We start from the raw sequence: 13,793 nt of genomic DNA, 5'->3' as shown, positions 1-13,793 counted from the left end.
CATTTATATACGGCGCCGGCCCGAATCGCTCCCCGTTCAACAGCGATGCCAGGGGACAGCGAAGACCCGAACGCGGACGTACAGTACCACCTCGAGGTCAGCCCGGACGACGTCGCCGACACCGTACTCTTGCCGGGCAACCCCGAGCGCCTCGAGAAGATCGTCGCCTTCTGGGACGACCACGAGATGCGCGCCCACCACCGGGAGTACCGGACGGCGACGGGGAGCTACGAGGGGACGCCGATCTCGGTCACGTCGACGGGGATCGGCAGCCCCTCGGCCGCGATCGCCGTCGAGGAACTCGCCCGGGTCGGCGTCGAGACGTTCATTCGCGTCGGTTCCTGCGGTGCGATCCAGCCCGAGATGGACGTCGGCGATCTGGTGATCACCACCGGCGGCGTGCGCCAGGAGGGGACCAGCGCCGAGTACGTCCGGGAGGATTACCCCGCTGCTGCGGATTACGAGGTCGTCAGCGCGCTCGTCGCCGCGGCCGAACGGCTGGGCTACGACTACCACACCGGGGTCACGATGAGCGCGGACTCCTTCTACGCGGGCCAGGGCCGGCCCGGCTTCGAGGGGTTCGAGGCGGCCGGCGCCGACGACCTGGTCGCGCAACTCAAAGAAGCGAACGTCAAGAACATCGAGATGGAGGCCAGCGCGATCATGACGCTGGCGAACATCTACGGGCTGCGCGCCGGCGCCGTCTGTACCGTCTACGCCAACCGCGAGACCGGCGAGTTCCGCACGGAGGGCGAATCTCGCGCCGCCGAAACCGCCACCCTCGCGACGCACCTGCTCGCGAAGATGGACGCAGCCAAGCGCGAGGCCGGCGCGGACCGCTGGCATCCGGGCCTCTCGCTCGATCTCGAGGAGTGAGGACTGAGGGCTGCGGACGGCGTAGGACTGAGAGCAGCGGCCTGCAGACCGCCGACGGCACGCGGTGAATCGCTAGTCGCGAACGCGGACGATTTCTTCCTCGAACACCTTGCGGTTCGGCACGATGTACTCCTCCGAGTCGTCCTCGATCTTCGTCACGAACAGATCGACCTCCTGGACGATTCCGGCCTGGTCGCCGATCCGGATCTCGTCGCCGATACCGTAGGGCTGGTTCAACAGCAGGTAGATCCCCGCCGCACTCGAGACGAGGAAGTCCTTGAAGGTGACCGCACCGACGACGACGATCCCGGCCGCGTAGACGGCGAGCAGGATCAACAGCGGGTAGATGTAGACGCCGATCTGGCCCAGCGCGATGAGAAAGGCCACGTAGAGGACGGAGTACTTGACCAGCCGCGGGATGATCGAGACCTCCGGCAGTTTGACGCTCCGGAGGTACTCGCTGACGACGAGTTCCGCCTTGTCCGCGACGATGAACCCGAGGATCAGGACGAGCACCGCGATGAAGACCTGTGGGATGTACTGCGTGACCTGAAACCAGAAGGCCTCCGTGTCCAGCAGCTGGGCGATGTGGATCGCCGTCAGGACCGCGATCCCGTAGATGAACCACGAACTGAGGCGGGCGACGATCTCGACCGTCGACGTGCCCAGCGACTGGGCCGTCCGCTCGAAGGGCGTCCCCTCGACGGCATCGGGCACGCCCGACGCCGCCAACAGTTCCTTGTTGAGCCGCCCGACGAGGTAGCCGACGACGAATCCGAGCGCCAACACCGCGGCTGCGATCACCGCCGGCTCGTCGAGAAACGTCTGCCAGTTCATATCAGTACGCCTCCGGATCGACCTCCAGAATAAGCTCGCCGGCCTTGAACGCCCGGACGAGCCCGTCGCTCTCGGAGAGCACGATCGAGACCGCGTTCGTATCCCGCGTAATCGCCGCGCCGGACATGTGCCGCGCGCCCAGACCCTTCGGAATGTCGATCCCCTCGGCGGACGGCTCGAGGTAGCGGTAGGCCGAGACGATCTTGCCGGCGTCGGAGATGACGAACGCGCCGTCCAGCCGCGAGAACTCTTTGAGCATCACGTTCACGATCGGGTCGCCGACGTGGACGTGGGACTTCTCGAAGGGGTTGTAAGAAAGGGGCCGGGACTTGTTCATCACCTTGCCGGCGTCGCCGACGACGAACAAGGCGCCGACGGGTTTGCCCTTCTGGCCCTTCTGTCCGAGTTCGATCGCCACCTCGAGGACGGACTTGATGACCTCGGGTTCGGCCCGAGACTGGGCGAACAGATCGTAGATGCCGGTGTGGGAGTCGGCGTCCGCACGCACGCGGGAGACGGTATCGATCTCGTCGTCGAAGACCCCCGTCGCGCAGATGAGTTCGTCGCCGTCGTCGACGACGTTCTCTTCTAACGCGCCCTCGAGGGCGAACCGGATCCGTTCGGAGACGTTCTCGAACTCGAGGGGGAGTTCGACGAACGTATCGGCGTTGACATCGTTCTCCGTGCCGACAACGACGACGTCGAGGTCGTCGATCTCCCGAAACCGTTCGTAGAACGATCCGCTCGGTGCGAACAGCAAAATCGCGTCGGCACCGGAGAAGAGCTCCCCGAACACGTCGTCTAACCCGGCCATTGCTCATACAAGTCGTGTCCGCGCGAATAAGCGTTGTGGAGGCGTCTGACGCGTGTCTGTCGATTTCCGCCGGATTCAACCGAATTCAATTAGTTCAACCGGTCGTGTGATTCAATCGTCACGACGTGCGGGTATTTCCCATCGACCGAGGAGACACCGGACTTTGACCGGAGAGCCGTCGCTGTGCGTCCTCGAATTCGGTGTCCCGAGAGGCACGAAGAATGAATCTCAGTTGAATCGAACTGAACGCCGAACGACCGCGTTACTCGATCGACCTTACTCGAGGTCGGCCGTCCCCGAAATTCGACGGAAATCGCCGTCGCCGCAGGTGCAGTCCGCGGAAACGCCGATCGGTCGGATCGTCCCGTCGGGTTTGACTTCGGAGACGAAGACCGACTCGCAGGACTGACACACGACGACGGTCTTCGTACTCGATTTTGATTGACTCACAAGAACAGAATACACGTCACTCCCCTATCACCATTCCTCCAACGTACTTTGGGTAAATCCGACTAAACGGTCGAAATGCGACGTGTTCGACCGTTCAGGGCCCGTTGAGTGATCGCACTCTCCCTCGAGTCAACGGGCGGCCAGCCCGTCGGCGAGGCCGTGCAGAAAGTCCTCGCTCACCGCGTTGAACGCAGTCGGCCGGTCCTGATTGACGAGGTGCCCGGCCTTCTCGAGCGTCACCTGACGGCCGTCGGCGACGGCCGACGCGATCTGTGCACCCTGGCGCTTGACCTGCGGGGCTTCCTGCTCGCCGTGGACGACGAGCGTCGGGACGTCGACGCCGGTCAGTTCCGGCGGATCGTACCGCACGAGCGCGTCGAAGACCTTCCGGAACTCCGCGCGGGAGACCTCGCCGACGGCGTCCATCGCCGCCGCGCGGACCTCGGGATCGACCGACAGCCACTGCTGGCCGGTCGTCGCGCGGATCGACTGGAGCAGCGATCGGAACGTCGTCTTCGGCCCCGTCAGCGATAGCGCGGTCCCGAGCGCTGGTCCGGGCGAGACGAACGGTTTAACTCCCGACGGGAGGTCGACGGGCGGCATCGAGCGAACCGCCCCGCCGAGGATCGCACCCGCCGGAGCGGTGCCGTTCGACGTAGCGTCGGCGCCGGAACTCGAATCCGGGACCGTCCCCGCGCCTGCGTGACGGTGGAGATACTCCTGGACGACCATCGAACCGAGCGAAAGGCCACAGAGGACTGGACGCTCGATCTCGAGGTGGGACAGCAGCGCCTCGAGATCGTCCGTGAACAACTCGATCGAATACCGGTCGGCGTCGGTCGCGCCCGTTTGGCCGTGGCCGCGGACGTCCAGCGTCACGATGCGGTAGTCGTCTGCGAAGTGCTCGACCTGCGGGTTCCAAGCGGTGCCGTTCAGCCAGCCGCCGTGCACGAAGACGAGGGGTTGTCCGCGGGTCCGGCTCGGGTCGTGCGTTTCGTACCAGAGCCGTCCGTCCTCGAGCGTAAGTTCCGCCATCGGTCCGATGTCCGCGTCGCGGACGTATATACTATCGGCCGCTTCGGGGAACGGGCCGCTCAGTCGCTTCGCCCGGAGTCGACGCTCGAGGCACTGCCGGTGCCGAGCCAGCGGTCCCAGAAGGAGTCGAACTCGGATTCGTCTTCGGTGATCCGGTCCCAGTGTGCGAGGCCGCGTTCCTCGCGCGAGCCGGCGATCGTGTTGTCGAGAATCAGTGCGGCGAGCCCGCCGACGGCCATCCCGGTCGAGCCGATGATGTAGACGGTGTCGACGGCCACCTGAACGACCGCCTCGGCCCAGATCGGCAGCGAGGCGAGCGTGGCCTCGAGGCCGATGGCCTCGCGGAACGCGATCGTGCTCTCGAAGTTGCCCATGTAGGCGGGGATCGCCAGCCCGACGAACAGGGCGAAGCCGACGATGAACGTGTTCCGCGAGGACTCGAGGTCGACGTGGCGCAGGTTGGAGACGCCGACGGCGACGATCTGGCCGAACATGGCGATGAAGAGGCCGCCGACGATGGGGTCGGGAATCGTCGCGATCAGTTGCCCGAAGTAGCCGATGAACCCGACGAACAGCATGACGAGCGCGCCCAACTGGACGACGTAGCGGGAGGCGACGCCGGTGAGCCCGATCGCGCCGATGTTCTCGGAGTAGGAGGTCGAGCCGGCGGTGCCCATGATGCCCGCGAAGACGTTCATTAGCCCCTCCATGCCGATGCCGTGGTTGATCCGCCGTTCGCTCGGCGCGCCGGACCCGGTCAGGTTCGCGACCGCGTAGTAGTCGCCGATGCTCTCGACGATCGAGGCGAGGACGCCGGCGAACATCCCGACGATGAACGCGGTCGTAAACTGCGGTGCGCCCCACTGGAACGGGTAGATCGGCAGGAACCGCTGCGTGTCGGTGACGTCACCGAGCGGGACGTAGGCCGGGTGCCCGTCGACGATCACGCCGGTCGCCGACAGCGCCGCGGCGACGGCCCAGGCGATCACGAGCGCCAGGATAACCGGATACAGTTTGAACGCCCGGTGTTTGACGTCGAGGTACTGCGAGAACAGCAGGATCAGCCCGAGCGTCAGTGCCAGAAGCCACCAACTCTGTTCCTGTGCGGTGATCTGTGGCGCGCTAAACAGCGAGAGACCGATGAGCATGATCGTCGGGGCGATGACGACCGGCGAGAGGAACCGCCGGAGTTTGCCGACGAGGCCGAGATACCCCATCAGTACTTCGACCGTCGCGGCGACGATGATCGCGCCCTGCAACTGGACTAAGGCGGTCTGCCAGTCCCCGCCGCCGACGCCGCCCACGGTCACGACGGTGATGATCGCCAGCGCCGGCGCGAGCATCGAGAACGGCGCGCCCTGCACGATCGGGTAGCGGTTCCCGAACGTCGTCTGGGCCAGCGTCGCGATCCCCGAAACGACGAAGAAGGTGCCGATAAACTGCGCGGTGACGTCGTCCGGCATCCCCATCGCCGCCGCCAGAATCAGCGGGACGGCGATGTTCGCCCCGACCATCGTCAGGTAGTGTTGCACGCCGAGGACGAACGATTCGCCCAGCGGCGGCCGGTCGTCGATCCCGTACTCGATATCGTCCCTGGCGGCCCCATCGCCGGCCGCGTCGTCCCCCGTCATGGATAGGTGCTCGTCGGATCACGGAGCGGCAAGTCAAAAGGCGTATTGATCCGCGACGGCCGTCACAACCGGACAGTGCACCGTCCTGAGATATCTGTAGACGACGGTTACTCTCTCGACGATCCTGAACCAAAAGCCGCTGCTGGTCGGTTCGAGCGTCTCGAGGTCGACGTTCGATACGCCACGGGTCGCTGCGCGTCAGAATACGACGTTCCAGACGTATCCACAGCGGTCGCACTCGAACGTCTTCTCGAGACCGTACTCGAGTGCGGTTCGATCCGTTTCGGTTCCCGAGTCAGTGAGGCAACTCGGACAGTCGATCGTACTCACTGTCCTCGCAATCGGGACGCGGCAGGGTAAACCAAACTCCAACACACTTTGGGAGTGCGTCGCTGCCGCCGCTACTCGGATGCAGCACGATCGGCCGCCGTTCGCACCGCTTCCGGCGACAGCGCTTCGAGGTCGATCAGGTCGCCGTCGGTTTCGTCGGCGACCAGCCCCGAGAGGCCGGCTCGCGCGTCGTCGCCGGCGTCGACCACGAGGACGTGTGCGCCTTGACGTGCGAGTTGCCGCGCGGCGCGACGAGTCGACTCGGTTGGACCCCCTTCGGCGACGTTCGCGCGACCGTCAGTCACGAGCACGACCACCGATGCGTCGGTGTCGGCTCGCTCGAGGGTCTCCGCGGTCGTCTCGAGGCCCGCGGGCAGCGGCGTTCGGTCGCCGGAGGGAAGCTCCTTGAGGTGGCGCGCGGCCAGCGAGACGCTGTCGGTCGGCGGCAACAGAACGTCGGCGTCCTCGCCGGCGAAGGCGACGAACGCGACCTCGTCGCGGTGCTCGTAGCTGTCGCGCAGCAACTCGAGGACGACGCCCTTCGCGGTCCGCATCGCCGGCCGCATCGAGGCGCTGGCGTCGACGGCGAAGACGATGGTTACCGACGTATCGCCCGTACGGACGGATTGCCGGAGGTCGCGCTTTTCGACCCGCGACTCGCCGCGCGCTGCCGCCGATCGCACGGACGCGGCGGCGTCGATCGGCCCGTCTCCGTCGGCGGGTTCGGTCCGAACGCGGGCGCCGCGGTTGTCGACGCTCGGCGCGGTAGCGGCCCGCGAGCCGCCGGTCGCGGTCTCGTCACCGCGCTCGGCGTCGGGCGTCTCGAGGTCCGGTGCCGAGGCATCGCCGATATCGGCCCGCTGCTGTCCGGGCACGAGCGGTTGCGCGGTTTCGTCCGCGTCCTCGTCGCTATCGTTTGAACTCGAGTTCGAGTCGTCCGCGTTCGAATCTGAGTCGTCGTCGCTATCGCTCGAGTCGTCCGGACTTGCGCCACCGGTATCTGCGGCCGACTGCTCCGCGGCGGGTTCGTCGCCGCTTTCCGGCCGCTCTCCCCGGTCGGGTCCCGAACTCGAGTCGTTATCGCCCGACTCGGCGTCAGGGCCACCGGGCTCGTCCCTGTCGGAGTCTGATTCGCTAGAATCGTCCTGGCTTTCGGCGCCCCGCTCGTCGTCGCCGCGCTCGTCACGCTCGCTCTCGTCGGATCCGTCGTCTTCGCCGTCCCCCTCATCAGTCCCGTCGTCGAACCGGTCCTCGAGCAAATCGTCCAGCTCCGGTTCGTCCTCGAAGGGCGTGCTCCGGAGGCGGTGGGGCAGCGCGTAGCTCGCGGCCTCGTGGACGTCCGGTTCGATCACCGTCGTTCGGCCCTCGAGCGCGGCGATCGTCATCGCGGTGCGGGCGATCGCCACGTCGCCGCGGTGGCCGTCGACGCCGGCCTCGAGGCAGAGATCGGCGATCTCTTCTTTGAACTCGCGCGGGAGGTCGACGTCCGGAATCCGGTCTCGGGTCTCGAGCAGCGTCTCTCGGAGGGCCGCAACGTCGTCGGCGTACCGCTCCTCAGGGGTCGGAGTGCCGTCGCCGCTCTCGTCCTCGAGCACGCGGTCCATGATCTCGACGCGCTCGTCGACATCTTGGGCGCCCTCGACGGTGGCCTGCAGGGCGAACCGGTCGCGCAGTTGGGGGCGCAGATCGCCCTCCTCGGGGTTCATCGTCCCGATCAGCGTGAACTCGGCGGGGTGGGAGACGCTGATCCCGTCGCGCTCGACGCGGTTCACGCCGCTGGCTGCGGCGTCCAAGAGGACGTCCACGAGGTGGTCGTCCAGCAGGTTCACCTCGTCGACGTAGAGGATGCCGCGGTGGGCGCGAGCTAGCAGGCCGGGATCGAAGTCGGCCGCGCCCGCCAGCGCGTCCTCGACCGAGAGGGTGCCGAGGACGCGGTCGCGGGTCGCGCCGAGCGGCAGGGTTACGAGCGGGACGGGACGAGTTTCGACGGGCATCTCCGCCGGATCGCGCTCGCGGCACTCCTCGCACTGCAGTGCGGGGTCGTCGGGCGCGCAGCCGTACGGACAGTCCGCGACGGCTCGCTGCTCGGGAAGCAGATCGACCAATCCGCGCACCGCCGTCGACTTTGCAGTCCCCTTCTCGCCGGCGATCAAGGCGCCGTCTATGTCGTCGTTGGCCGCGACGCACAACAGGACGCGCTTCAGGTCCGCCTGTCCAACGATCGCCGGAAAGGGAAGCGACGAAGATTTTTTACCCCCGGCGTTTACAACCATGCTTGCGCTAATACAATAGAGGTTTAAAAAATCGATGACACGGATCGGGATCTACACCGCGACGGAGAACGAACTCGGCTCGATCGGGCAGGCCGCACAGCGCCTCGAGGACGTCGAACTGGTCGTGCGCTCGGAGAGCGACCTCGAGGACGAGGCCGACGTCGAGTCGTTCGTCGAGGAACTGCGCGACGCCGCGGCGGCGATCTTCTGGCTGCACGGCGCCGAGGACAGCATGCCCGGCTACGACTACGCGACGAGCGAGCTCGAGGCGGCGGGCGTCCCGCTGATCGTCAAGGCGACCGGCGACGCCTTCGCCTTCGAGGACACGACGGTGAGCGAGGCCCACCGCGATCGCGTCTACGACTATCTCGAGAAGGGCGGCACGATCAACGTCGAGAACCTGTGTCGGTTCCTCGTCTCGGAGTACGAGGGTCGAGATCTCGAGTACGACGACCCCGCCGAACTCCCCACCGAGGGCGTCTACCACCCAGACTATCCGGGAATCGGGTACGAAGAACTGCTCGAGACCCACGACCCCGACAGACCCACCGTGGCGGTCTGGTTCTACGAATCCCACTGGACCCACGAGAACACCCGCTACGTCGACGCGCAGGTCCGCGCGCTCGAGGAGCAGGGGGCGAACGCCCTGCCGATTTTCTGTAACCCCGCCACGGACACCGACGAGCAGGAGGACGCGGAGTGGGTAACGGACAACTGGCTGCTGGACGCCGACGGCGAGCCGATCGTCGACGCCGTCCTCTCCTCCTTCATGTTCTCGCTCTCGATGGACGAGCGCGGTCGGTCGGCCAGCGACGAGGGCGAGTCGGCCGAGGACGTCTTCCTCGATCGGCTCGGCGTGCCGGTCCTCCAGACGATCACCACGATGCGCTCCCGGTCGCGCTACGAGTCCAGCGACACGGGCGTGATGGGCTTCGAACTCGCCCTCTCCGTGGCGCTGCCGGAGTTCGACGGCAACGTCATCACCCACCCCATCTCGGGGAAGGAGCGCACCGACGACGAGGCCGGCATCGGCTCGGCGCCGAAACACCACTTCCCGATCGAGGACCGCATCGACCACGCCACGCGGCTGGCGGTCAACTGGGCCGAACTGCGCCACACTCCGAACGAGGAGAAGAACGTCGCCGTCGTCCTCCACAACTACCCGCCGAGCGACGACGGGATCGGCACCGCGTTCGGCCTCGACTCGCCCGAATCGACGGTGAACCTGCTCGAGGAACTCGAGGCCCGCGGCTACGACTTGAACGGCGAGACGCCCGACGACGGGCAGACGCTGGTCGAGACGCTGACCTCGCAGTTGACCCTCGAGGACCGCTGGGTCGCCCCCGAAGACGTCCGCGATCTCTCGGTCGACGTGGTCTCGCCCGATACCTACGAAGACTGGTTCAGCGAGGCCGACGAGCGATTCCGGGAGAACGTCGTCGAGGAGTGGGGCGAGGCTCCGGATCGGCCGTTCGCCATCCCGGGCGTCGAGTTCGGCAACGTGCTCGTCACCGTCCAGCCCCCGCGCGGGTTCGGGATGGACCCCTCGAAGGTCTACCACGACTCGGACCTGCAGCCGCCCCACGACTACTACGCCTTCTACGGCTGGCTGCGCAACTCGTTCGAGGCCGACGCCGTGGTTCACCTGGGCACGCACGGCAGCCTCGAGTGGCTCCCCGGCAAGACGGTCGGGCTGAACGGCGAGAGCGCGCCCGATCAACTGATCGACGACATCCCGAACGTCTACCCGTACATCGTCAACAACCCCGGCGAAGGGACCCAGGCCAAGCGCCGGTCCTACGCCGCGATCGTCGACTACCTGACGCCCGTGATGCGGTCGGCCGGAACGTACGACGAACTCTCCGAACTCGAGGAACTCGCGAACCAGTACCGCGAGGCCGGGATGGAAGACGCCCGCGCGGACGACGGCGAGCACCTCGAAACGCTCATCCGTGAAAAGGTCGAGGAACTGGATCTCGCCGTCGAACTCGGCATCGCGGGTACGATCGACGAGAAGGCCGACGTCCGCGGTCCGGACGAGGCCGGCTCGAGCCTGGCTGAAGGTGAGGTCGAGGGCGACGAGGTCGACGTCGACGAACTCGTCGAGCGGGTCCACGAGTACCTCACCGACGTCAAGACCACCCAGATCCGGCTGGGGCTGCACACCATGTCCGAGCCGCCGGCCGACGAGCGCCTCGTGGAGTACCTCGTCGCGCTCACCCGCCTCGAGAACCCCGGCGCGCCGAGCCTGCGCGAGAGCGTCGCCGGCGCGCTCGGCGTCGACTACGAGAAGATGCTGAACGCGCCCGGAGAGTACGACGAGGATCTCGGGATGACCTACGCCGAGGCCGCAGACGTGGTTCACGAGACGAGCCTCGAGTTGGTCGAGACGCTCGCCGAGCACGATTTCGACGTGCCCGAGTCGGAGCGGGAAGCCGGTCCTGACGACGAGGTCAACATGAATCTCCTCGTCGTCGACCTCGAGACGATCGGCGACGCGCGGGCGCAGTCGGGCGCCCACGACGACCTGCGCGAGGTGTTGGCTTACATCTGCGAGGAGGCTCAGCCTCGCGTGCAGGGCGCCGAGGACGAAATCCCGAGAACGGCGGACGCTTTATCGGGCGAGTACGTCCCGCCGGGCGGCTCCGGCGCGCCGACCCGCGGGGGCGTCGATCTGCTGCCGACGGCGCGGAACTTCTACACGCTCGATCCGCGGAAGGTCCCGGCCAAGCCCGCCTGGCAGGTCGGGAAGGAAGTTGCTGAAGGTGTGCTCGAGCGCCATCACTCTGAAGAGGGGGAGTATCCCGAGGAGATCGGTGTCGTCGCCTGGGGTACCCCGACGGTCCGCACCCGCGGTGAGACCATCGCCCAGGTGCTCGCCATGATGGGTGTCGAGCCGCAGTGGACCGACGCCGGCCGGATCGACGACGTCGAGCCGATTCCGCTCGAGGAACTCGACCGGCCCCGTATCGACGTGACGACGCGCGTCTCGGGCCTGTTCCGCGACGCGTTCCCGGCCGCGGCGGGGGTCATCCACGACGCGGTGGACGCGGTCGTCGACCTCGACGAGCCGCACGACATGAACTACGTGAAGAAACACGTCGAGGAGGAGGCCGAAGAACTGCAGGAGGCCGAGGACCTCGACGAATCCGACGCCCGAAAGGCCGCCAAACACCGCGTCTTCACGACCAAACCCGGCGGCTACGGCGCCGGAACGAACAAGGCCGTCGACGAGGGCAACTGGAACGACCGCTCGGACCTCGCGAACGTCTACGTCCAGTGGGGCGGCTACGCCATGGGCTCGAGAGGCCGCGTCTCGGACGCCCACGACGCCTTCGAGCGACGCCTCTCGAGCGTCGACGCCACCGTGAAGCTCGAGGACACGATGGAGCAAGACGAGTTCGACTCCTCGGACTGGTACGCCTTCCACGGCGGCTTCATTTCGGCGGTCTCGGAAATTGCGGGCGAGGAACCCGCCTCCTACGTCGGCGACTCCTCGGACCCCGACAACGTCTCAGTCTACACGAACGAGGAGAAGGTCCGCAAGGCGATGCGCTCGCGCGTGCTCAATCCCGACTGGCTCGAGTCCATGGAGGAGCACGGCTACAAGGGCGCGGGCGACCTCTCGACGACGGTCGACGTGACCCTCGGCTGGGACGCGACGACCGGCGTCGTCTCCGATACGCTCTGGGAGGAAGTCGCGGAGAAGTACGCCTTCGACGAGGACCGCCAGGACTGGCTGCGCGACGTCAATCCGTGGGCCCTCGAGTCGATCACGGACACGCTGCTCGAGGCGATCGAGCGCGACCTGTGGGACGCCGACGACGAAACGGTCGACCGCCTGCGCGACCTCAATCTCGAGGTCGAAGGCGATCTCGAGGCGCGGACGACGAACGAGGCCGTCGGCGCCGACGCGGAGGTGTCGACGGATGACTGACGGCAGCCAGGAGTTCGAGGAGGAGTACGCCGACCTCGGCGCGACCACGCAGAACGCGATGGACATCGCCGAGACGAGCATGGACATCGTCCGGCAGTTCGTCCCCGACGAGACGCTCGCGGATCGAGTCCGCCAGAAGTCCGTCCACTCGATGGGCGACATCGAGTTCCAGCACCTGATCGAATTCACGGGCGCGGACGACCTCGGTGACGACGAAGACGCGCCCGTCCGCGCCGGCGCTCGAGCGGTCCTCGAGGAGGCCGACATCGTGACCGACATCACGATGCCCAAGGCCGGTATCACCTCTCGCGGGCACAACTGCGAGAAGCGCAAGGCGATCGGCAACGGCGCCGAACTCGCGAAGGAGACCGGGATGACCCGGACCGCAGCCTCGGTACTCGAGTTGGACAAGCAGGGCGCCTACGACGGCGCGATCGCGACGGTCGGCAACGCGCCGACGGCCGCCTTCGCCCTGGCCGACTGCATCGAGAACGGTACCCGTCCCGCCGTCGTCGTCGCGACGCCGGTCGGTTTCGTCAAGGCCGAGGAGAGCCGCCAGCGGATCCGCGAGGTCAGCGAAGAGTACGGCGTCCCCGCGATCACGAACGTCGGCCGCCGCGGCGGGAGCGGGCTGGCCGCCGCGCTGACGAACGAATTGATCCACGTCGCGAAGGACGTGCGGACAGACGAACTCGAGCTCGAACTGACGGCCGACGAACGAGCGGCACGAGTCGCCGAAACGAGCGAGGATCCATCCGACGAATGAGTGACTACGACCTCGAGGCGGGGCCGGATCCGGCGACGTTCGCGGCCGCTGCACCGGAGGGCGACATCAACGAAGCGGGCGACGAGCCCGTCTACGCCGTCGGCATCGGCCCCGGCAACCTCGAGTACCTCACGCCGCGCGGCGAGCGAGCGATCCGCGAGGCGGACGTGATCGTCGGCTTCACGACGGTCGTCGAGTTCGTCGAAGACGTAGCGGACGACGCCGACCTGCTGACCTGCGGTTACAAGGACGAAGCCGATGCGCTCGAGGAGTTCGGCGAGCGCGTCGCGGCCGGCGAGTCGGGAACGGCCGTCGCGATGGGCGATCCGAACCACTCGGGGTACCAGTTCGTCGGGAAAGTCCAGGACGCCGTCGAGCGGGAGGGCCCTGACGTCTCGGTCCGAATCGTTCCCGGAATCTCGTCGCTCCAGGTGGCCGCCAGCCGCGCCCGCACGCCGATGGAGGACACCGAGTTCGTCACGCTGCACAAGAGCGGCGATCTCGAGGCCGACATGCAGCGGCTCGCCGCCGCAGTCGTGGACGACGAGCGACATCTGCTCGCACTCCCTCGACCCTACGACCGGATGCCCGGCGACATCGCCCAGTTTCTGCTCGAGCGGGGCACCGGTCCCGACCTTGAGACGCTCGTGCTCGAGAAGTTGACCCACGAGGACGAGCAGATCCATCGGTTCACGCTCGCTGAACTGGCCGAACACGCCGGCGGAACCGGTCGGGATGACACGCCGTTCTCGGATCTGGTGGTGCTCGCGGTTCGGCAGGCAGTACCTTAATCGAACGGTCGGTGCGGGTGCCACGGCGGCGCTCACTGGTGATCGCCACTCGG

11 protein-coding genes are annotated in these 13,793 nt (G+C 66.9%); 4 read left to right on the top strand and 7 right to left on the bottom strand.

Going from position 1 to position 13,793, the window contains the following annotated elements; all coding sequences use genetic code 11:
* The first annotated feature begins 45 nt into the window (after positions 1 to 45).
* Entirely contained in the window at positions 46 to 876 is an 831-nt protein-coding gene (locus tag ATJ93_RS03000; protein ID WP_120243140.1) for a nucleoside phosphorylase, read from the top strand.
* A gap of 72 nt (positions 877 to 948) precedes the next feature.
* On the opposite strand, the gene ATJ93_RS02995 is transcribed toward ATJ93_RS03000, so the two are convergent.
* The 7 genes from ATJ93_RS02995 to ATJ93_RS02975 form a co-directional block, all read right to left on the bottom strand.
* Positions 949 to 1,713, bottom strand: coding sequence for a mechanosensitive ion channel family protein (locus ATJ93_RS02995; RefSeq protein ID WP_120243139.1), 765 nt, complete (start codon positions 1,711 to 1,713; stop codon positions 949 to 951).
* Between the two features lies 1 nt (position 1,714).
* Positions 1,715 to 2,527 carry a diadenylate cyclase DacZ gene (gene dacZ, locus ATJ93_RS02990; RefSeq protein ID WP_120243138.1) on the bottom strand — a complete coding sequence of 271 codons (813 nt, stop codon included), beginning with the start codon at positions 2,525 to 2,527 and terminating at the stop codon, positions 1,715 to 1,717.
* Positions 2,528 to 2,803: 276 nt separating this feature from the next.
* Positions 2,804 to 2,977 carry a hypothetical protein gene (locus ATJ93_RS23465; RefSeq protein ID WP_170155503.1) on the bottom strand — a complete coding sequence of 58 codons (174 nt, stop codon included), beginning with the start codon at positions 2,975 to 2,977 and terminating at the stop codon, positions 2,804 to 2,806.
* A gap of 129 nt (positions 2,978 to 3,106) precedes the next feature.
* Entirely contained in the window at positions 3,107 to 4,012 is a 906-nt protein-coding gene (locus tag ATJ93_RS02985; RefSeq protein ID WP_120243137.1) for an alpha/beta fold hydrolase, read from the bottom strand.
* A gap of 59 nt (positions 4,013 to 4,071) precedes the next feature.
* Complete coding sequence (locus ATJ93_RS02980) at positions 4,072 to 5,643, bottom strand: uracil-xanthine permease family protein (protein ID WP_120243136.1); 1,572 nt, start codon at positions 5,641 to 5,643, stop codon at positions 4,072 to 4,074.
* A 198-nt stretch (positions 5,644 to 5,841) separates the two neighbouring features.
* Positions 5,842 to 5,973: a hypothetical protein gene (locus ATJ93_RS24300; RefSeq protein ID WP_280985364.1), complete on the bottom strand. Its 132-nt coding sequence runs from the start codon at positions 5,971 to 5,973 to the stop codon at positions 5,842 to 5,844.
* 71 nt (positions 5,974 to 6,044) lie between these two features.
* Positions 6,045 to 8,246 carry a VWA domain-containing protein gene (locus ATJ93_RS02975; RefSeq protein WP_120243135.1) on the bottom strand — a complete coding sequence of 734 codons (2,202 nt, stop codon included), beginning with the start codon at positions 8,244 to 8,246 and terminating at the stop codon, positions 6,045 to 6,047.
* Positions 8,247 to 8,280: 34 nt separating this feature from the next.
* On the opposite strand from ATJ93_RS02975, the gene cobN reads away from it, so the two are divergent.
* From cobN to ATJ93_RS02960, 3 genes are read left to right on the top strand one after another with little or no spacing between them, the layout of a single operon-like run.
* On the top strand, positions 8,281 to 12,183 hold the full coding sequence (gene cobN, locus ATJ93_RS02970; protein WP_120243134.1) for a cobaltochelatase subunit CobN: 3,903 nt from the start codon (positions 8,281 to 8,283) through the stop codon (positions 12,181 to 12,183).
* Positions 12,176 to 12,949 (top strand): precorrin-8X methylmutase, encoded by a 774-nt coding sequence (locus ATJ93_RS02965; protein WP_120243133.1) that lies wholly within the window; start codon positions 12,176 to 12,178, stop codon positions 12,947 to 12,949. Before cobN ends, ATJ93_RS02965 begins: the two co-directional genes overlap by 8 nt.
* On the top strand, positions 12,946 to 13,740 hold the full coding sequence (locus tag ATJ93_RS02960; RefSeq protein ID WP_120243132.1) for a cobalt-precorrin-7 (C(5))-methyltransferase: 795 nt from the start codon (positions 12,946 to 12,948) through the stop codon (positions 13,738 to 13,740). The genes ATJ93_RS02965 and ATJ93_RS02960 overlap by 4 nt, the downstream gene beginning before the upstream one ends.
* Positions 13,741 to 13,793 lie beyond the last annotated feature (53 nt).

Origin of the sequence: Halopiger aswanensis (genome assembly GCF_003610195.1) — an archaeon.
Classification (GTDB): domain Archaea; phylum Halobacteriota; class Halobacteria; order Halobacteriales; family Natrialbaceae; genus Halopiger; species Halopiger aswanensis.
The sequence above is the reverse complement of the archived record's forward strand: the minus strand, read 5'-3'. Positions and strand labels throughout refer to the sequence as shown.